This is a genomic window from Mycobacterium sp. NGS33, assembly GCF_059812885.1.
The window spans coordinates 252,081-272,239 of record NZ_JCALDN010000003.1 but is presented as its reverse complement, the minus strand read 5'-3'; the positions used below and the strand labels follow the sequence as shown (position 1 = coordinate 272,239).

Annotated in this window: 13 protein-coding genes; 1 reads left to right on the top strand and 12 read right to left on the bottom strand. The window is 69.1% G+C overall.

Features of this window, described 5'->3' with window-relative positions:
- Positions 1–4 precede the first annotated feature (4 nt).
- Complete coding sequence (locus AC5Y5B_RS08790) at positions 5–1,570, top strand: acyl-CoA carboxylase subunit beta (RefSeq protein ID WP_112632623.1); 1,566 nt, start codon at positions 5–7, stop codon at positions 1,568–1,570.
- Between the two features lie 3 nt (positions 1,571–1,573).
- Here AC5Y5B_RS08790 and AC5Y5B_RS08785 read toward each other — a convergent pair whose 3' ends face one another.
- From AC5Y5B_RS08785 to dprE1, 12 genes are all read right to left on the bottom strand, one after another.
- Positions 1,574–3,349: an acyl-CoA dehydrogenase family protein gene (locus AC5Y5B_RS08785; protein ID WP_500005099.1), complete on the bottom strand. Its 1,776-nt coding sequence runs from the start codon at positions 3,347–3,349 to the stop codon at positions 1,574–1,576.
- Positions 3,350–3,389: 40 nt separating this feature from the next.
- Entirely contained in the window at positions 3,390–3,836 is a 447-nt protein-coding gene (locus AC5Y5B_RS08780; protein WP_112632586.1) for an FHA domain-containing protein, read from the bottom strand.
- A 114-nt stretch (positions 3,837–3,950) separates the two neighbouring features.
- On the bottom strand, positions 3,951–4,466 hold the full coding sequence (locus AC5Y5B_RS08775) for a hypothetical protein (RefSeq protein ID WP_112632585.1): 516 nt from the start codon (positions 4,464–4,466) through the stop codon (positions 3,951–3,953).
- A 166-nt stretch (positions 4,467–4,632) separates the two neighbouring features.
- Positions 4,633–7,872 carry an arabinosyltransferase domain-containing protein gene (locus AC5Y5B_RS08770; protein WP_500005097.1) on the bottom strand — a complete coding sequence of 1,080 codons (3,240 nt, stop codon included), beginning with the start codon at positions 7,870–7,872 and terminating at the stop codon, positions 4,633–4,635.
- Positions 7,869–11,195, bottom strand: a complete 3,327-nt coding sequence (locus AC5Y5B_RS08765) for an arabinosyltransferase domain-containing protein (RefSeq protein WP_500005095.1) — start codon at positions 11,193–11,195, stop codon at positions 7,869–7,871. Before AC5Y5B_RS08765 ends, AC5Y5B_RS08770 begins: the two co-directional genes overlap by 4 nt.
- Before the next feature lie 78 nt (positions 11,196–11,273).
- A complete protein-coding gene (locus AC5Y5B_RS08760; RefSeq protein ID WP_500005093.1) occupies positions 11,274–11,897 on the bottom strand; it encodes a maleylpyruvate isomerase family mycothiol-dependent enzyme in 624 nt (207 codons plus the stop codon).
- Positions 11,894–12,379 carry an SRPBCC family protein gene (locus AC5Y5B_RS08755; protein WP_112632581.1) on the bottom strand — a complete coding sequence of 162 codons (486 nt, stop codon included), beginning with the start codon at positions 12,377–12,379 and terminating at the stop codon, positions 11,894–11,896. The genes AC5Y5B_RS08760 and AC5Y5B_RS08755 overlap by 4 nt, the downstream gene beginning before the upstream one ends.
- Positions 12,376–12,699: an ArsR/SmtB family transcription factor gene (locus AC5Y5B_RS08750; RefSeq protein WP_112632580.1), complete on the bottom strand. Its 324-nt coding sequence runs from the start codon at positions 12,697–12,699 to the stop codon at positions 12,376–12,378. The genes AC5Y5B_RS08755 and AC5Y5B_RS08750 overlap by 4 nt, the downstream gene beginning before the upstream one ends.
- 67 nt (positions 12,700–12,766) lie before the next feature.
- Complete coding sequence (locus AC5Y5B_RS08745; protein ID WP_500005092.1) at positions 12,767–16,045, bottom strand: arabinosyltransferase domain-containing protein; 3,279 nt, start codon at positions 16,043–16,045, stop codon at positions 12,767–12,769.
- Positions 16,046–16,051: 6 nt separating this feature from the next.
- On the bottom strand, positions 16,052–17,974 hold the full coding sequence (locus tag AC5Y5B_RS08740; RefSeq protein ID WP_500005091.1) for a galactan 5-O-arabinofuranosyltransferase: 1,923 nt from the start codon (positions 17,972–17,974) through the stop codon (positions 16,052–16,054).
- 2 nt (positions 17,975–17,976) lie between these two features.
- Complete coding sequence (dprE2, locus tag AC5Y5B_RS08735) at positions 17,977–18,741, bottom strand: decaprenylphospho-beta-D-erythro-pentofuranosid-2-ulose 2-reductase (protein ID WP_500005090.1); 765 nt, start codon at positions 18,739–18,741, stop codon at positions 17,977–17,979.
- Positions 18,742–20,133, bottom strand: coding sequence for a decaprenylphosphoryl-beta-D-ribose oxidase (gene dprE1 / locus AC5Y5B_RS08730; protein WP_112632576.1), 1,392 nt, complete (start codon positions 20,131–20,133; stop codon positions 18,742–18,744).
- Positions 20,134–20,159: the final 26 nt, after the last annotated feature.

Genomic DNA, 20,159 nt, shown 5'->3' with positions numbered 1-20,159 from the left:
GGAGATGGCGCCGGCCCCCATCCAGCACACCACAGCCGAGAAGCTGGCCGAGCTCTACCGTCGCCTGGAATTGGCCAAAGAGCCCGGCGGTGAGAAGGCCGTCGCCAAGCGCGACAAGAAGGGCATCCCCAGCGCCCGCGCCCGGGTGCACGCGCTGGTCGATCCCGGCACCTTCCTCGAGACCGGGGCGCTGGCCAAGACACCGAACGACCCGAACGCGCTCTACGGCGACGGCTGCGTCACCGGCCACGCCATGATCGACGGCCGGCCCGTCGGGGTGTTCTCGCATGACCAGACCGTGTTCCAGGGCACCGTCGGCGAGATGTTCGGGCGCAAGGTCGCGCGGCTGATGGAGTGGTGTGCGATGGTCGGCTGCCCGATCATCGGCATCCAGGACTCCGGCGGCGCCCGCATCCAGGACGCCGTCACCTCGCTGGCGTGGTACGCCGAGCTGGGCCGCCGCCACGAGGCGTTGAGCGGACTGGTACCGCAGATCTCCCTGATATTCGGCAAATGCGCTGGGGGAGCGGTGTATTCGCCGATCCAGGACGACCTGCTGGTCTCGGTGCGCGACCAGGGGTACTTCTTCGTCACCGGGCCCGACGTGATCCAGGAGGTCACCGGCGAGGAGGTCACCCTCGACGAGCTCGGCGGCTCCGACGCCCAAGCCCGCTACGGCAACATCCACCAGGTGGTCAACTCCGAGGCCGAGGCGTTCCAGTACGTGCGCGACTTCCTGTCGTTCCTGCCGTCGAGCGCCGTCAGCGACCCGCCGATCGTCAACCCCGGCCTCGAGCCGGAGACCACGCCGACCGATCTGGAGCTCGACTCGATCGTGCCGGACTCGGACAACATGGCCTACGACATGCACGAGATCCTGCTGCGGATCTTCGACGACGGCGACTTCCTCGACGTCGCCGCCCAACACGGGCCGGCGATCATCACCGGGTTCGCCCGGGTCGACGGCCGCCCGGTGGGCGTGATCGCCAACCAGCCCATGCACCTGTCCGGGTCGATCGACAACGAGGCCTCCGACAAGGCGGCACGCTTCATCCGGTTCTGCGACGCGTTCAACATCCCGCTGGTGTTCGTGGTGGACACCCCCGGCTTCCTGCCGGGTGCCGAGCAGGAGAAGAACGGCATCATCAAGCGCGGCGGCCGGTTCCTGTACTCGGTCGTCGAGGCCGACGTGCCGAAGGTGACGATCACGGTCCGCAAGTCCTACGGCGGCGCCTACGCCGTGATGGGCTCCCGGCAGCTGACCGCGGACTTCAACTTCGCTTGGCCGACCGCGCGCATTGCGGTGATCGGCGCCGAGGGGGCCGCCCAGCTGCTGATGAAGCGGTTCCCCGACCCCACCACCCCCGAGGCGCAGCAGATCAAGAAGGACTTCATCGAGGGCTACAACCTCAACATGGCGATCCCGTGGACCGCCGCCGAACGCGGCTTCATCGACGCGGTCATCGATCCGCACGAGACCAGGCTGCTGCTGCGCAAGTCGATGCGGCTGTTGCGGGACAAGCAACTGTGGTTCCGCACGGCACGCAAGCACGGCCTCATCCCGATCTAGGCCTTAGAGCCGAAGCGAACCGCCGAGCAGTTCGTCGAAGCGCTCCAGCGCGTCGTCGGACTCGTCGTCGATGCCGCGCAGTGCACCGCGATCGGCGAGATAGCGCTGCGCGTACAGCCCCGCGACGAGCGCCTTGCGCTCACCGCCGCGGGTTTCCCGTTCCCACGCGGCCTGCTCGATCAGCAGTGCGCCGGCGTAGACGTCGCCCATGAATTGGGCCAGCGGGAACAGCCGAGCCTCGGCCGTCTGACTGTCGAGCTTGGTCCACGCGGTGATCGCCGCGTCCAGGTCCTCGATCCGGCCGGCGACCAGCCGGGTGGTTTCGCCATCGTCGGCGACCGAGACCGCGTCGCGCAGCCGCGCCAGCAGCGTCTCGTGCGCGCGGCTCTGCTCGATCCCGCGCCGCACGTCCAGGCACAAAATGTTGTCCGGCCCCTCCCAGATGGTGTTTACCTGCGCGTCGCGCAAAAGCCTTGCTACCGGCCAGGTCTCGATATAGCCGTTGCCGCCGTGGATTTCGATCGCGTCCGACGCGGCGGTGATTCCCAGCCGGCACACCTTGAGCTTGGTGACCGGCACGGCGATGCGTTGCCGCATGCTGCGCGGTTGACGGTGGTTGGTGGCGCCGGTGCCGTCGAACACCAAGGCCTGCGCGGCCTCGACGTCGACGATCATCTCGGCGAGCTTGCGCCGCATCAGCGGCTTGTCGATGAGCGCGCCGCCGAACGCCCGTCGTTGCCGGGCGTAACACAGCGATTCGACCAGGGCGCGCCGCGCATTGCCGAGCCCGAACAGGGCGATGCCCAGGCGCGCGGCGTTGGTCAGCTCCATCATGCGACCCAGGCCCTTGCCGTCCGAGGGGCCCGCGGCGTCGTCGGTGGGCTGCCCGGACAGCAGAAACGCCTCGGCATCGACGAATTCGACCTCGCCGGAGGCCACCGAGCGGGTGCCCAGCTTGTCCTTGAGCCGCCGGACCCGCACCCCGTTGCGGGACCCGTCGCGGCGGGTGCGCAGCACCAGGAAGTTGGCGACGCCCCGCGAAGAGTCCGGTGCGCCTTCGGGTTTGGCCAGGACGACGAACGCTTCCCCGGCGCAGTTGGACGCAAACCACTTGAAGCCGTTCAGCAGCCACGAGTCGCCGTGACATGTGGCGGTCGTCTCGAGCGCTCCCAGATCGGAGCCTCCGGTGCGTTCGGTCAACAGCTGCGCGGTCTCACCGGCCCATTCGCCGGAGGCGAATTTGGCCAGCACGTGCTCGGCCACGTCGGGCGGCGCGTAGGCCGCCACCAGGGACTGGACCATTCCGCCGCCGGTGCCCAGCGCGCAGCCCATGCCGATATCGGCCTGGTTGAGCAGGTAATTCGACGCGAACATGGGCAGCGACGAGCTCATCTTCGCCGCGCGCGCCTCGGTGCGCAGTGCCCGCTGGGCGTCCAGGACCGCCCGCTTGGACTGGGTGAAGGAGGCCGGCATGACCACCTCGCTGATGTCGTGACCCCATCGGTCGTAGCGCTGCAGCTGCGGCGGGTTGCGATCCGTCTCTTCGGCCCACCGCGCCACCGGGCCGCCCATCAGCTCGCCGATGCGGGTCAGATGGCGTTCGGCCAGCTCCAGTTCCTCCGGCTCGAGGTAGTAGGCCATGGTGAACTGCAGCGTGGGATCGGTCAGGTACCAGTTGAGCCCCACGGCGCCGCGGTAGTTCTCCGTTGCGTAGCGCCGCGACTTCTCCTCGGTGGAAAACGGCAGCCGGTCCACCGCCTCTGCGGCGTAGTCGCTCATGGGGGAGACGCTACGCGCCGAGCCGGGCGCAGCGTCGGTGTCACGTCGGCTGGGCGGTGAGGAAAAGCAACCGGAAGTTCCCGACCTGGAGCACGTCCCCGTGGGCCAGGACCGCCGAGTCGACGGCGGCGCGGTTGAGGTAGGTGCCGTTGAGGCTGCCGAGGTCGACGACGCGGAATTCGCCGTTCTCGGAGCGGAATTCGGCGTGCCGGCGACTGACGGTGATGTCGTCGAGAAAGATGTCGCTGTCCGGGTGCCGGCCCGCGTTCATGACCGGCTGGTTCAACACGAACTTCGCCCCGACGTTGGGGCCCCGCTTCACCACGAGCATGGCCGAACCGCGGTCCAAAGTCGCCGCCGCGTCGGCGACAGCCGATGACATGTCGATGTCGTCGCGGGCGTCGGCGCGCAGCAACGAACCCATGTCGCCGGTGGCGTCATCCGCCGCCGCGATTCGCTGCTGGCTTGTGTCCTTCGACGCCGACACCGCTCCCCCCTCACCAGACTCCTCGGATACCCCCATCGCAACATTTGACAAAAACGTCAAATAGGGCCGGAAGTCCTTGCTTCACCTGTCGCCGCTTGGGCGGGTGGGCGGTGGCTAGGAACCCACCGGCACCACGAACTCGGACGTATAGAACTCCACCGGGTTCTGCGAGTTCGCATTCGGCCGCTCGATAATCAGCCAAACGCCGGTGGTGCCCGGCCGAATGGTGTCAGCAACGGTCGCCGATCCGATTCCCGCGCCGTCGGTGACCATGCTGGTAAACGCGGTGCCCGGGTCGCCGGGCCCGCAGGTCGAGGAGGACGGGCGGGGTTCTTCAATGAGGCCGACGTCGAATTGCGTGCCCGGCTGCGTCGCGTCGACGAGATGCACCTCGGCGACGGCCCTGGATCCGCTGGTGCGGACGACGGCCGAACCGGTGCCGAGCGTCGAGCTGGGCACCTTGGGGGCGATGCTGATCTTGCTGAAATCGCATCGCCGCAGATAGTTGTCGAAAACGACGGTCGTGCCGCCGCCCTCGGCGGACGCGGTGCCAAGCGCGGTGCCCGCGGCCGGGGCGATGACCGCGGTGGCCGCGGCCGCGCAGGTTCCCAGGCGTGTCAGCGTGTGCATTCGGCCCCTCATTCCGCGGTGTGAACTGGATCACAGTGAAATGAGTATTGACCCAAAAATCGCCAAAATAAACCTCTGACCAGTAATTACTGGGGCGTTAATTCCAGGCGATATGCCGCCGGAAAATAACGGCGGCGCAAAGGCATTTGCACCATTTCGGCGCCCGTTACGGCTTGATGCGGATCGGTCCGGGTGTCCACCATCCGGTGCGGGTGGCGGTGCCCAGGTCGAGCTGCGCGGGGTGCGCGTCGGCGATCGTGTCGAATTTGCGCAGCGATCCCCAGTCGCGGCCCCAGTCGTGGGACAGGTACGTCGACATCACGTGGGCCCGCAGCAACAGGTCGGTGATGCCCAGCAGGCCGCCGTTGACGCCGTCCTGCCAGGTGTCGGTGTCCTGCTTCTTGGCGTTGTAGTCCGGGGTGATGCGGAACTCCGGGATTTCGGCGACGCCGTTGGAGTGCAGCATCGGCTGCTGGCAGGGGAACGCCAGCCCGACCGCCCAGTCCATCAGCACCGGCCGCTTGGAACCGACGAACTCCTGCAGCGAACGCAGCTCCGGCACCCGCGGCGGGGTCAGCGCGATCCAGTCGTCCGGCGTCAGGGACAGGTCCTCGGCGACCACCCGCACCGCGACTGCGTCCGTGGGCATCTCCGATCGCGCGAAGCGCAGGTTGCGCCACACCTTCGGCTGCTCGCCGTACAGGTCGTAGGGGACCAGGCGCCCGGCCGGCTGCACCGCGCCGCCGGGGCCGGGCCTGCCGAATTCCAGCTCCACGGTCTGCCCGCTGGTGTGGCCGTGCAGGATGCTGTTGCCGGCGATCGTCCCCGCGGCGGTCACCACCACCAGCGGGTGCCCGTCATCGGGCCTCGGCAGCTGGTACCACGCCGAGGTGAGCCTGCTCTGTTGCTGGGCGCCGGTGGTGTAGCTGCCGGCCAGTGGCACCCGGCTGGGGTCGAGGCCATACGGCAGCGGCATCGTCGAGCCGTTGACGCCCGGGGTCTTCAGCTTGGTCGGCGCGTCCCAGTCGTAGTCGGTGCCGGGCTGCGCCACCTCCGTCTCCTTGACCGATTCGGCCAGGGTGCGGTCCGGGACGCCGTTGGGGCTGAAGCCCGTCGGGTTCACCCCACCCAACGGCCCGAGCGGGCCGTAATTGTCCGGCTCCCCTGTTTTGACAGGCACCATGAAGCCGGCATTGCTGTCCGGCTCGACGAGCACGTCGTCGGCCAGCCCACAGCCGCCGCTGAACTCGCGCAGGTTGTCCCAGGCGTTGGAGTAGGTGGGGTACTGCCGCACGATGCCGGCCACCATCGAGGCGATGAAGACCAGCGCCATGAAGCCGGCCGCGAGGGGGATGGGCGCGGCGGTCAGCGCCCGCGCCAGTCGTCCTTCGCCGCGGTCCCGAGGCGCGAAATGCAGGTACGCCGCGTACAGCGCGACAATGACGAACAGCGCGAAAAATACTGTGCTGATGCTGATTCCGTGGATCCTCGGCATCACGTTGTTGAACGGAACACCGAAGCTCGACACGTACCACCAGCCGTTGGTGGTGGCGAAACACAGCGCCAGCACGAACAACAGCGCAGCCAGGAATGCCATGCGGTTACGCGACCAGCGCAAGCTCTCGTGCGACACCAGCACCGTCGTCAGCGCGGCCATCGCCGCTCCCACCGCGGCGAACAGCCCGAAGTGGTGCACCCACTTGGTGGGGGTGAACATCAGGAAGAACATGGTGCCGAAGATGACGCCCATCAGCCGCCAGGCCGGCCCGCGTGCCACACCGGGAACTCGCTTGCGCCGCAACATGATAAAGACCGCGGTGAACAGGCACAGCGCCGCGATGAGGAAGCCGAACCGGCGCGACAGCGACCCGTCGACGGTGGGCAGGATCAGGTAGTAGTAGCGCAGGTTCTCGGTGTACCAGGCCTGGCTGGGGCCGATCGAGGTGCGAATCCTGGTGGCTTCCAACACCGTTGACAGCGTCTGATCGGCGAACACCACGGTCAGGATGACCGTGCCGGCGGCCAGCATCGGCGCCACCAGTGGCCAGGTCCCGACCAGGCGATGGCGCTTCACCAGAATGCGCAGGATCGGGCGGCCACCGGCGACCAGCGCGGCCACCGCGATCAATCCGGTCGGCTGCACCCCGAGCGTAAACGCGGCGGTGATGACGGCCAGCGCCGCGGGCGTCAGCCGGCTGTAGCGCATCGAGCGCTCGATCAGCACGTAGGTGATCAGCGACCCGACGGCGATGATCGGCTCGGGGCGCAAGCCGTTGTCGAACGGCATCCAGGCCGTCAGCAACACCATGCCCGCCGCCCAATTCGCCGGCTTGCTTGCGGCGACGGCGGGTCCCAGCCGGGGCAGCACCTCGCGCGAGAGCAGCAGCCAGCACACGATTCCGGCGATAAGGTCCGGCAACCGCATCCACAGGCTGGCGTCGGTGACATGGGTCATCAGCGCCAGCAGGTTGTAGTACCAGCCGAAGGGGTCCTCGGGGCTGCCGAACCAGCGGAAGTAGTTCGACATGTAGCCGGCGCGGTCGGCGACGCGGGCCATGCCCAGGATGTAGCCGTCGTCCGACGAGTTCGCCCCGATCACATGCCACAGCACGAAGCCGGAGATCACCGTGACATCGGCCAGCGTGAACGTGCGCCAGTTCGCCGGAATGAGCCGGCGCATCCGGTGACCGTCCAGCTGATCCAGCCGCCACAAGGCGATCAGCGCGACGATGGTGGACACGATGGCCAGCACCATCGCGGCCAGCTTCAAAGTCGTTGGGGTGGTGGAGAACCGGGTGTCGATGGTCGCCGAGAGCTGCAGACCGGCCGGGGCAGGCCCGCTGAGGTCGGTGAACACCCCGACGATCTGGGGCCGCAGGTTAGGGTCGGGGAAGCCGCCGCCGAGCGGCTTGCCCGCCGGATCGTTCAGCCCGACAAAGGTGGCGAAGGCGCCCGCCTTCGTCGACGTGATCTCGATACGCTGACATTGCGGCGACTCCACCTGGTCGCGGGCCGCGCTGGCGATCACCACGTTGCGGTCGGTGACGTCGACGCGCTTGCCGTTGACGACCACGAACAGCGCGTTGAGAGCGGCGTCCTTGCCCTTCTTGGGCGCCGTGCTGAGCACGACCCCGCCCTCCGGCGGCAGGCCGCGCACCGCCGAACACGGCACGGTGACCTTGACGTCGACCGGGGTGAGCGAAATCAGCGGCGCGGTAACGCTGTTCAGCTGGCCGTTCTGCGGCCAGTTCAGCGTGGCGGTGGTCTGCACGACGGGCAGCAGTGGGGTGGCGATCGACAGGATGAAACCGATCAGCCCGGCGATCGTCGCGACCCAGCGCGTCACGCGCACGTCTTGGCGGGCTGCCGTCTGGCCCGCGTGGTTGTCGACGGTCGTGACGCTCATGGGAGTGCCCGAATCGGTCCCTGGCGGCTCCAGCCGTGCACAGTCATCACACCCTGTTCGATTGCGGCGTCCGGCGCCTGATCAGCCGGCACCAACCGGAAGTACTGCTCCACGGATCCCCAGTCACGATGCCAGTCGCCACGCAGGTACGTCGCGATCGTGGAGGTACGCAGCATCGTCTGAGTGATCAGGAACGGCCCCCCGTCCTCGCTGGCCTCCCACCCGTTCGACGACGACGCCGTCTGCTTGTGATCGGGCAGGATCCGGTACGCCGGAAGTTCCGCCACGCCAAGGTGTTCCGAGAACGGATGCTGGCAGGGGAAGTTCGCGGCCGTGGCGATGTCCATCAGCACGGGTGTGCGCGATCCCATCAACTGCTGCAGGGTCTGCAGCACCGGGACCCGCGGCGGGGTGACCGCGAACCACTGATCCGAGCTCAGATTCGGGTCGTAGGCGACGATCCGGGCCACGTTCGCCTCGGGCGGCGCCCAGGTCAGCGGGAACCGCAGGTTGCGCCATGCCGGCTCCGGGCCGATGTCGATCGGATACACCGCTGCCAGCGGCTGGGTGGTGCCGTCGGGACGGGCGACGCCCCACTGCAGTTTGAGCTGCTGCCCGTAGGTGAAGGTGCCGTCCTCCTTGTACGACCAGATGGCACCGGCGGCCGTCACCACGACGATCGGGCGGTCCGGGCTACGCGGCGGCAGCTGGTACCACGCCGAGGTCGCGGTGGCGGCCAGCGAATTCTCGCCGTAGCTGCCCATCACCGGGGTGCGGGCCGGGTCCAGCCCGAACGGCAGCGCGGCATGGGACCCGTTCACCCCGACCGGGCCTCTCCCGCCGGCCGTGCCCGCGGAGTCGCTCATGGTGGCATTGGGTTTGTTGGGCGACCCGGTGGAATTCACCACGCCGGGCTTGGTCACCACCGGATACGACCGCAGGTCGTCGCCGACGCCGTCGGGTTTGAAGCCGACCGGGTTGACCCCGCCCAGCGGGCCGTCCGGACCGAACGTCTGCCCGGGCGCCGGCTGCAGCATGCCCGCGTTGGGGTCCGGCTCGGCCAGCACGTCGTCGGCCATGGCGCAGCTGGTCGTCGACAACCCCGAACTGATCGCCGCGAAGTTCGCCTTGCCGATGGTGTAGAGCGGGTAGCGGAGCACCGCGCCCTTGGTCAGCGAGGCGACCTCGCCGACGACCATGATGGTCGCGACCACCAGCAGCGGCGTCGACGCCAGCACCCGGTTGCGCCGGTTGTCCTTGACCTCGGTGTGCCCGGCGTAGTCCATCCGGAAGTGCTGCCAGGCGGCCAGCAGGCCGGTCGCGATCGACAGCGCCAGGAACATCGACGTCACCGGGTGGCTCGCGATGACCGGCTGGATGTCGTACCACGGAACCCCGTAGTTGCCGACGTAGAACCAGCCGTTGACACCGGAGGTCGCCACCGCCAGGACGAACAGCAGCGCGGTCACGTACAGGGTCAGGTTGCGGCGGTTGTGCAGGCCGATGCGGGCCAGGGCGAACGCGGTCACCGCGCCCAGCGCGCCGGCCAGCCCGGCGAACGCACCGAACTGGACCGCCCACTTGGTAGGCGTGAACGTCAGCAGCAGCAGGCCGAAGGCGGTGGTGCCGATCAACCGCCAGGCCGGCCCGCTGGCCACGCCGGGGATCCGGCCGCGGCGCAGCAGGGTGACCAGCATCCCGAAGATGCACAGCAGCAGCACCAGCACGGCGAATCGCCGGGCCATCGATCCGTCGGGGTTGGATTCCACCGTGAGGAAGTAGTAGCGCAGCCAATCCTGGTACCAGGCGATAGTCGGGCCGACCTTGTACTTGATGCGGGCCGACTCGCCGACCGTGGCCAGCGTCTGACTGCGGAAGACCACCACGAGGATCAGGGACGCCGAGGCGGCCAGCACGGCCAGCGGCGCGAGCAGGCCGTCGCTCGGCCGGCGGCGCCGGATCGTCTGGGCGACCGCGCGTGCCCCGGTCAGCAGCGCGGCGACCGCGATCAGGCCCTGCGGTGCCAGCGTCGCGCTGAGCAGCGCCACGATGATGGCCACCGCCGCCGGGGCCAACCGCCGCAGCGCGATCGCGCGTTCCACCAGCATCCAGGTGACCAGCACGCCGAGGGCGATCAGCGGTTCGGGCCGCAGTCCGTTGTTGAAGGGCAACCACGCCGCCACGAACACCGCGCCCGCGGTGAAGACCGCTACCCGGTTGGCCGCCAGGCCGCCGCGGCCCGGTCCGAGCCGGCGCAGCACCCAGTGGCTGATGATCAGCCAGCACCCGATCGCGGCCAGCGTGGCGGGCAGCCGCATCCACACGCCGGCCGTGCTCACCGAGGCCATCTTGGCCAGCAGGCTCAGATACCAGTCGAAGGGCGCGTCCGTGGCGCCGAAGTAGCGGTAGTAGTCGGCGATGTAACCGGCGCCGGGGGCGACGCGGGCGATGCTCAGGTTGTAGCCGTCGTCCGACGAGGTGGCGCCGATGACGTGCCACACCAGCAGCGTCGCGATGACGCCGGCGTCGGCGATCCACGTCGCGATGCCCACCCGGCGCCAGTTGGCTAGGTGCGTGCCCGGGCGATACCTGGAGAGCCAGGCGATCGGCGAGCGCCAGTTGAGCATCGTGCTGCCGCCCCGGCTGCGCCGGTCCAGCACCGCGAGCGCGACGATGGCCGTCAGCACGGCCAGCGCGCCCAGGACCATCACGATTTCCTTGAGGACCGTGGGCGCGGTGATGAATCGGGTGTCGATGTCGATGCGGGCCGACAACCCCGGTCCCGCGGGCACCTTCAAGTCGGTGAAGAGGCCGCCGACCTGCGGTTTCTTCTCGGGCGACAGGATGCCGGACGCACCCGGTATGCCGACGAAATCCGCGCCGGTCGCGCCGGCGTCGGCCCAGGCGTGCAGCACGCTGCAGCCCCCGGCCGCCACGGCCGAGCGTTGCGCGACCGCGGCCACGGTGTCGCGGAACGCGACGACGACGACGTCCGTGTTCGCCCGCACGAACAGCCCGTTCTTCCCGGCGTCCATGCCGCCGGGCGGCAGGGTGGAGACCACCAGCCCGCCGCTCGCGGGCAGGGTGGCGATGTCCGCGCAGGGAATGGAGATGTCCAGCGCGCGGGGCGCCCCCGACACCAGGGGCGCGGTGAGCTGGCTGACGTGCCCGTCCGTGCTGCCCTGCGGCCACAGAACCGTTGCGGTGGTCTGCCGGACCGGGAGCAGCGGAACGGACAGGCACAGCAGCAGGCCCACGATTCCCGCGATGGCGGCCACCGACCGGGGGATCCGCTGCGATCGCTCTTTACCGTCGTGGGGCACGAGGCTCGATCGTAAGCGACGCGGCTTTGTCCGATGAGGACGCGGGGCCGCGGGGGAGCAGACCTGGGGGATCGACGGCTATCCGCGGACCCGGGCCGCCAGCGTGGCGACCCCCGGACCGTCCAGGTCGGCCAGGGCGGCCGGACGCCCGGTCATGGCCAGCAGGAGTGCCTCGCCGGGGCCCGTCACTTCGGGCCCGTCGCCGTGCGTCCACTCGACGTCGGTGGCGCGCAGGCGCAATCCCCGGATCCTGCGTCCGGCGCCGAGTCGGGGATTGCCGGGCACCAGGGGAAGGATCCGCGCGAGCCGATCGGGCGGCACCTCGCGCGGCCGGTCGAGCGCGCGACGGATGTCCTGGTGATGGATGGTGCCGTCGACGAGCGCGATCATCCCGCCGAAACCCGCTGTCAATCCCCGTGGTTCGAGGTGGCTGCGCAGGAACTCCAGCAGCTGCTGCGGGGTCAGGTCCGCAAACTCGTCGACGCCCACCTGGTTCGCCCGCACGACCGCGCCTTTGGCGAACCGTTTCAGCAGGCCCAGCGCGCCCAGCTCTTCGTAGCTGATCACATGCGCGACAACGTCTTTCACGTTCCATCGGGTGCACAGGGTGGGGGCTTGCCAGTCTTGCGGTGTCAGGGTGACCAAGAATTCCGCGAGGTCGGTCCGCTCGGCGCGGGCCATGGCCATCAGGTCGGAGCTCATCGCGCGTCACCACCGATGAACAGCTCGGCGTACCGACCGAGATACAACGGCCAACCCGCGTCGCCGTCGACGCCGTCGGCGACCGACTCCCAGCCCGGCCCGTGGCGGTCCAGATGGCGGTGTTCGAGTTCGACCCGGGTGCGCTGATCGGACTCGGCGGTGAAGCGGACGTCGACCTCACTCGTCCTGGCCGGGTCGGTTTCCAGCTGCCAGGTGGGACCGATGTCCCAGCTGAACACCACGCGGTGGGGCGGTTCGTAGACCAGGATTCGCGCCCACCGGCACACGCTGCCGTCGACGCCCCGGTCGTAAATGTGGCCGCCCACTTGGGGTTCGAACACCGTCTCGGCGATCGGGACCGCCAGCAGGTTGTGCTCGCGCGGCTTGAACGCGCCGAACCGCTCGGTGAAGACGGCGAACGCGCGCTCGATGGGGGCGTTGACGACGACGTGGTGGTTGACGTTCGGAATCCGCTGCGTCATGTTGTTCCTTCGTTCATCTCGTCGATGGTCTGCGCGTAGCCGGCCAGCGCCTGCGTCCAGAAGCGGTCGAGATCGGCGCGCAGCGCCTGCAGTCCGGCGGGATCGAGCTGATAGACCCGACGGGTTCCCGCGGCGCGGTCGCGCACCAGCCCGGCGCATTTGAGCACCTTGAGATGTTGGGACACGGCCGGTCTGCTGACCGGCAGGTCGCGGGCCAGCTCGCCGACCGCCGACGGGCCGTGGGCAAGGCGCTCCACGATGGCCCGCCGGGTCCCGTCCGCCAGCGCCAGCCACACGTCACCGCTTTGGTAAGTGACCACGAACCGTAAGTCTAGGCTTACGGATCTCGGCCTTCAAGGTCCGCGGCCGAGGGCGCCCGAAGCGCGCCTAGGTCTTGCGCAGCGGCGCCGGGTTCCACAGGCCGCTGCGCGTGGCCGTCCCCAGCAGCAGCTGGGCGGGCTGCGCGTCGGGATAGTAGGGCGTCAGTCGTTGCAGCGAGCCCCAGTCGCGCGACCAGTCGTCCTTGAGGTAGGTGGCCATCGTGGTCGCCTTCACCAGCAGCTCGGTCACCCCCAGCGGACCACCGCCGTTGTTGTCCATCACCGGCGAGTTCGCCTCGGCGCCGAAGCGGTCGGGCAGGATGCGCCAGCGCGGAGTCTCGTCGACGCCGTTCTGATGGCCGAACGGTCGCTGGCAGGGGAAGGCCAGCCCGACGAGCCAATCCAGGAACACCGGGTCGGCGGAGCCCACCACGTCTTGCAGCGTGCGCAGCTGCGGAATCCTCGGCGGGGTCAGGGCGATCCAGTGCTGTGGGGCCAGGTCTTCGTCGTCGGCGACCAGCCGAATCTGGGTGGCCGAACTCGGAATCGCCGACATCGGCAGCCGCAGGTTGCGCCACGCCGGGGAGGCCCCCACGTCGGCGAATTGGAACGAACCGCCGGGGTGCCCGCCGGCCGCCTGGTCGTCGGTGGCCCACTGCACCTGGACCTCGCGGGGGTCGAAGCGCCCGGCGGCGCTCACCACCAGCAGCGGACCCGCCGCGTCGCGCGGCGGCAGTCGATACCAGCTCGACCGCAGGTGCGCGGGAATCTGGATGCCCGAGCGCCAGCTGCCGAGCACCGGTGTGCGGGCGGGGTCGAGGTTGAAGGGCAGCTGGGCCGACGAGCCGTTGATCCCCGGCGCGGGGGTGGTGCCGCCCTCGGTGCCCGGCTGGTTGCTGCCCGTCTTCGCCTCGTCGTTGACGAAGCTGCGGTCACCGGGCCGTTCCATCACCGGGTCCGCGCGCACGTCGGCGGGAATCCCGTTGGGCGTGAAGGCTTCCGACAGGCCCGCGCCAAGCGCGTCTGCCACCGACGGGCCCACCGGCGTTAGCATTCCGGCGTCGGGATCCTGCTCCACCAGCACGTCCTCGGCCAGTCCGCACGACTTCCCGGTCAGCGCTTGCAGGTTGGACCGACCCACCGACCACGCCGGATACTGGTCGGTCATCGCCAGCGTCAGCGAGGCCACCTCGAACACCACCAGCACCCACGTCGCAATTGCCAAGGGGGACTGGATGATTCCGGCCGCCCGTGCCCCCAGCCGGGTTCTGGGCGGCCCGTTGTCCGGGGCGACGAAGTGGAACCAGGCGGCCAGCAGCAGCACCACCGCGGTCAACCCGAGCAGCGCCGTGGCGAAGGCGTAATGCCAGGCGGGGAACTCATTCGACCAGGGCACACCGAAATTCGAGACGTACCACCAGCCGTTGACGCTGGCGAACGACAAGGCCACCAGGAACAGCACCACCGCGGCGTACACGGTCCGGTTGCGCCGCGACCGCATCGCCACGGCGGTCACCGCGACGGCGGCCAGCGCGCCCAGCGGCCCGGCCAGTCCGGCGAACACCCCGAAGTGGTGGGTCCATTTGGTGGGGGTGAACATCATCGCCGCGAAGGAGATGATGGTGATGCCGACAATGCGCCGGCTCGGCCCGGCGGCGGTGCCCGGAATCTGGCCCTTGCGCAACGACATTGCGACCGTGACGCCGAGCGCGAGAACCAGCGCCAGCACGGCGAAGCGGCGGGCGACCGATCCGTCCGGGCTGGCCATGAACAGCCGCTCGTAGCGGATGTGCTCGTCGAACCAACTCAGGCTGGGCCCGACGGCCCGCTTGAGCATGCTGGCCTGGATCTCACCGGCCAGCGTCTGGTCACGGAAGATCAGGATGGCGGTGACGGTGACGGCGGCCAGCAGCGGCGCTATCAGCGGCAGCGCGCCGAACCGGGTGATCCTGCGATGCAGGATGGTCCGCAACGGCCCGATCGCGACCAGCAGCGCCCCGATCGAGGCGATGCCCGTCGGCCCGGAGAACAGGGTCAGGGCGCCGATGATGCAGGCGATCGCCACCGGCAGCAGCCGGCTGGTGGCCACGGCACGTTCCACGGAGCACCAGGTCAGCAGGATGCCCAGGGCGATGATCGGCTCGGGCCGCAGGCCGTTGTCCAGCGGGAGCCAGACGGCCAGGAACATCCCCGCGGCGGTCCAGGCCGCGGCCCGGTTCTGCTTGACGGCATGACCCAGCCGGGGCATGACCTCGCGGCTGATCACCCACCAGCACGTCAGCGCCATCACCAGGGTGGGCAGCCGCATCCAGATGCTGGTGGTGCTCACGTGGGCCCACAGCGCCAGCAGGTCGTAGTACCAGCCGAACGGCGCTTCGGGCGTGCCGAACCAGCGGTAGTAGTTGGCCATGTAGCCGGCGTGCTCGGAGACGCGGGCCATGGTCAGGATGTAACCGTCGTCGGACGTGTTGGCGCCGACGAAGTGCCACCACATCAGCACGCCGATGACCAGCGCGTCCAGCCCGCCGAGCGACCACCAGCGGGCGGGCAGGAAGCGGCGGTGCCGGGTGCCGTCGGCGGTGTCGAGCAGGTGCAGGGCCACCAGGGCGGCGGCGGTCAGCACCAGCCCCAGGATCATCGCGGCCATCTTCAGCGGGGTGGGGCTGCTGCTGTAGCGGGTGTCGATGGTCGCCGAGAAGTGCAGGCCCGACGGCGCCGGTCCGCTCAGATCGGTGAAGACGCCGACGATCTGCGGCCGGAAGTCGTAGCCGCTTTTCTCGCCGCGCAGCGGCGAGCCGGGGTGCTCGGCATTGGGTCCCTGCGTGAGTCCGACGAACTCGGCGGTGACCTTCTCGGCGTGCGCGGTGAAGGTCAACCGCTGGCAGGCCGGACTCAGCACCTCGCTCAGCGGGGCGGTCACCACCGGGACGTTGCGCACCACCAGCACCAGGTCGTTGTTGGCGCGCACGATCAGCAGTCCCCGGTCGACGGCCTTGGGTGCCTGCTTGGGCACGGTCGACAACAACACCGTCTTGCCGGCGTTGCCGGGTCCGGCCAGCCCGGCGGCGGCGTCGCACGGGACGGTGATGGTCAAATCGGTGGCGACGTAGCCGATCAGCGGGGCATCGACGCTGCCGAAGGTGCCGTTCTGTGGCCAGTTCAGTTGGGCGGTGGTCTGGTTGACCGGAAGCAGCGGGGTGGCGATCGCCAGCAGCACGCCGAGCAGTCCGGCGACGGACGCAACCAGCCGGGCGATCCGGTGATTGCCGTCCGTCTCTTTCACGGTGCTAGATGCTAGTTCTTTGGCGGTGCGGGGCCCCGTTTGAGGCGCGGTGTCGGTGCTCATCAGCGGTTACGTCCCCGGCTTGCGGATGGCCAGCACGAACGGTCCGACGCTCTGGACGGCGAAACGCGGGCTGTCGAACAGCGCCCCGCGCAGCTCGACGGTGTAGCGCCGCACGTTGGGCTGGTTGGGATAGACGTCCTCGGCCAGCCGCAGCGTGTAGTTGCCCCCGGTGCCGCGGCGCATCAGAAAAACCGTGGGCGGCGGCCAGGGGCAGGTGTCCAGGGCATGGATCAGTTCGTCGGCGGTTTTGAGGTTGGACCACTTGTTGATCTGCGCGGCCCGCAGGTCGAATTGCGCGAGCGGGTTGGCGTAGTGCGAGGTGAGCCCCTGGAAACCCCAGTACGGGTAGAAGGACAGGAAGCTGTAGTCGGCGGTCATCACGACCGTCTGATCGCGTGGCTTGCCGGTCACCTGGGTGATGGCGTGATCGATTGTGGCGTAGAACTTTTCGGCGCTGGGCGGCCGGCGGTCCCCGCGTTGCCCATGACCGTCGGTGTCGGTGTAGGCGATGGTGAGGTCAGGCCGCAGCACGTCGGGGATGTCCTGGCTGAAGGCGATGGCGGCGGCCAGGCCGACGGCCCCGGCCACCGGAAAGACCGCGCGGCCCCAACTGCGGTCTCGGCCCGCGGCGTCGAGCGCCTGCGCGAGTTCGACGAAGCCGAACGCCCCGGCGGCGACCAGCAACACGCTCAGGGTCGGCTGCAGCCGGAAGGACAACAGGGTGGTGCGCGCCAGCGTGGTGAGCATCGACAGCACCGACCACAGATAGATGGCCAGCACGCCGATGGCCAGGGCGCCCGCCCGCACCGACGAACGGGCCCGCACCACCAGCCACAGGGTGCCGAGCAGGCAGATCGCGCCCAGCAGCGAGAACTGCAGCATCGGGAACGTCAGCTCGGCGCCGTCGGCCGGCAGGTAGTGGAAGGCGCTGCCGGAGTTGCTGACCGGGCTGCGCACCGCGCGCAACGCGAACGGCAGCCAGGTGGTGCACGCGATCACGACGGCGATGCCGGCGATGACGGCCAGGCGCCGCAGCGGATCGAGGGCGGCTGCGCGGCCGCCGCCTTGGCGGTTGCGCCGCCAGCGCACGCCGGCCAGCCACAGGGCCATCAATGCCACCGCGAACGCGGTGAACCCGAACAGCAGCGTGTACCAGGTGGCCGCCCAGCCGAGGAATAGCCCGGCGCCGATCACCGCGCCCCAGCCGGCCCGAGAGGGCGCGTCCGGCCGGTCACCGGCGCGCAGACCCGACCAGGTCAGCACCAGCATCGGCGGCAACAGCACGGTGATCATCGCCGAGTAGGGCTCGGGCGAGCCGTAGGCCAGCGTCACGGCGGCCGTCGCGGTGGTGACGATCAGCGCGTACTCGAAGCGGACCATGCGCCACCACAGCACCAGCGCGACCGCGACGGCGATGGTGATCGAGGTGATGGCCCAGGGCTTGAAGATCTCCCAAGCGGGTGTGGCGCCGAGCGCGGCGGCGCGCCCGCCGATCCAGAACCAGCCCGGCGGGTAGAAGGTGGGCAGCCCGAGGTAGGTCATGTCGCGCAGCGCGGGGCTGTCGGCGAGCCGGGTCACGTACTCGGTGCGGAACTGCTGGTCGACGGAGATGCCGAACAGGTACAGCTTGGTCGCCCCCAGCGGCATGCCCAGGGTCACCACGGTGAACGCGGACACGAAAACCAGCCCACCCAATCGGGTCAACAGCCGGTCGCGGGGACGGGTGCAACGCCGCCACACCCAGCCGACGGCGACCAGCCCGGCCAGGCAGCCGACCTGGCCGACGGTGGTCAGCGCGTGGAGCTGATTGGAGGACGGAAACGCCGGCCACTGCACCCGGGAGATGGCGATCAGCGATACCACCGCGACGGCAACCGCGACGAGCGCCGCCAGGGCCATCTGGCCCAGGGTGGCCAGCGCGTTGCGCATGATCAGATGGGAAGCTTGCGGAAGATGGGACGCGGGACGTGTCGCAACACCATCATCACATAGCGGAATGCTGCTGGTGCCCAAACCAATTCCTTACCTTTGGCGGCCGCAGTCACCGCGAGGTTGGCGACGTATTCCTTGTCGACGGTGAGCGGGGCTTCCTTGACATGAGCGCTCATCCGGGTACGCACCTGACCGGGCCGGATCACCAGCACGCGAACCCCGGACTCGCGCAACGCCTCTCCGAGGCCGAGATAGAATCCGTCCAGCCCGGCCTTGGTGGAGCCGTAGACGAAGTTGGACCGCCGCACCCGCTCGCCGGCCGCCGAGCTCATCGCGATGATCTGGCCGAACCCCTGGGCGCGCATCTTCTCGCCCAGCAGCACGCCCACCGAAACCGCTGCGGTGTAGTTGATTTCGGCGGCCAGCACCGCCTTCTGCTGGTTCTGCCACAACTCTTCGGCGTCCCCGAGGATGCCGAATGCGACGATGGCCACGTCGACGTCGCCGTTGGCGAACGCCGCCTCGATCGTCTTCGGGTGGGTGTCCGGGTCGGTGGCCTCGAAGTCGATCAGCTCGACCGAGCGCGCGCCGGCGGCCTGCATCTGCGCCACCGCGGCGTCGCGGCCGGGGTCGCTGGGCATGGCGGCCAACACAATTCGTGCGTGCGCGTTCTGCAGGTAGCGTCCGCAGATGGCGAGGCCGATCTCGGAGGTACCGCCGAGCAGCAGGATGGTCTGCGGATTACCTACGGCATCGAGCACCATTTAGAGCAGCTCCAAACGTCGGGCCATGTCGGAGGCAAACACCCCCGTCGGATCCACCTTGCGGCGCACGGCGATCCATTCGTCGATGCGCGGATACATGGCGTGGAAGGTTTCGGCGGTCGTCCGGGAATCCTTGGCGGTGTAGACCCTGCCGCCGAACTCCAGCACGCGCCTGTCGAGTTCGTTGAGGAACTCGTTGATCCCCGGCTTGTTGGGGAAGTCCATGGCGACGTTCCAGCCGGCCATCGGGAAGCTCAGCGGCGCGCGGTTGCCCGGGCCGAAGAGCTTGAACACGTTGAGCGCCGAGTAGTGGCCACAGGTCTGGATCCACCGGATGATGGCCTTGAACTCGTCCATCGCATCCGGCGGAACCAGGAACTGATGCTGAGCGAAACCCCTTGGGCCGTAAGCGTTATTCCAGCCGCTGACCAGGTCGAGCATGTGATAGAACTGCGACAGGTTCTGGATCTTGCCGCTGTAGGTCCCGCCCAGCCGGTAATACACCTCGCCGATCGCCATGAACGACAGCTTGTTCATCGCGCTGACCGGAAACACGTCCGGCACCGTCAACAGCTGCGGCGCATCGAATTTCAGCGGGTTTTTGGCCAGCTTCTTCGGCAGTTGGTCCAGCTTGGCCAGGCTGCCCCGGCTGACCGCTGCGCGGCCCAGCTTCGGCGGCGGGCTGATCAGGTCGAACCACGCGCTGGAGTAGGTGTAGTTGGCCTCGCTGCCGTCGAGGTGGACGGCGACCGTCTCGTCGAGGTCCCTGGTGGCAACGCCGTCGGCGATGAAGTACGCCGTCTCCGTGGGTGTCATGGCGATGGTGGCGCGCAGCACGATCCCGGTCAGGCCGTTGCCTCCGACGGTGGCCCAGAACAGCTCGGCGTCCTCCCCGTCGGGGGTGATGGTGCGGACGGTGCCGTCGGCCATGAGCAGATCCATCGAGCGGACGTGGTTACCGAAGCTGCCCGCGCTGTGGTGGTTCTTGCCGTGGATGTCGCACGCGATCGCGCCGCCGACGGTTACCTGGCGCGTGCCCGGCAGCACCGGAACCCAGAGGCCGAAGGGCAGCGCCGCCTTCATCAACTGGTCCAGGCTGACGCCGGCCTCGACGTCGACCAGCCGGGTGTCGGCGCTGATCGAGTGGATGCGGTTGAGCCCGGTCATGTCGATCACCAGCCCGCCGCCGTTTTGGGCGTTGTCGCCATAGGAGCGGCCCAGCCCGCGGGCGATCACGCCGCGACCCTTGGCGTCGTCCGAGTCGGCCACCCGGGCGACCGCCTTGGCGATCGCTTCCGGATCGCGGGTGGACAGCACCTGAGCCACCGACGGCGCGGTGCGCCCGAAGCCCATCAACTGGGCGGGCTTGGTCACGGGATCGGTGCTCGACATCGTCAAAGAGGGTACCGCCTGCCGGT

Bases quoted from the DNA above. Each gene is read 5' to 3' on its own strand.
- dprE1 (WP_112632576.1), bottom strand. From the start codon at position 20,133: ATGTCGAGCACCGATCCCGTGACCAAGCCCGCCCAGTTGATGGGCTTC.
- AC5Y5B_RS08785 (WP_500005099.1), bottom strand. From the start codon at position 3,349: ATGAGCGACTACGCCGCAGAGGCGGTGGACCGGCTGCCGTTTTCCACC.
- dprE2 (WP_500005090.1), bottom strand. From the start codon at position 18,741: ATGGTGCTCGATGCCGTAGGTAATCCGCAGACCATCCTGCTGCTCGGC.
- AC5Y5B_RS08755 (WP_112632581.1), bottom strand. From the start codon at position 12,379: ATGACGCAGCGGATTCCGAACGTCAACCACCACGTCGTCGTCAACGCC.
- AC5Y5B_RS08760 (WP_500005093.1), bottom strand. From the start codon at position 11,897: ATGAGCTCCGACCTGATGGCCATGGCCCGCGCCGAGCGGACCGACCTC.
- AC5Y5B_RS08775 (WP_112632585.1), bottom strand. From the start codon at position 4,466: ATGCACACGCTGACACGCCTGGGAACCTGCGCGGCCGCGGCCACCGCG.
- AC5Y5B_RS08770 (WP_500005097.1), bottom strand. From the start codon at position 7,872: ATGAGCGTCACGACCGTCGACAACCACGCGGGCCAGACGGCAGCCCGC.
- AC5Y5B_RS08745 (WP_500005092.1), bottom strand. From the start codon at position 16,045: ATGAGCACCGACACCGCGCCTCAAACGGGGCCCCGCACCGCCAAAGAA.
- AC5Y5B_RS08740 (WP_500005091.1), bottom strand. From the start codon at position 17,974: ATGCGCAACGCGCTGGCCACCCTGGGCCAGATGGCCCTGGCGGCGCTC.
- AC5Y5B_RS08790 (WP_112632623.1), top strand. From the start codon at position 5: ATGGCGCCGGCCCCCATCCAGCACACCACAGCCGAGAAGCTGGCCGAG.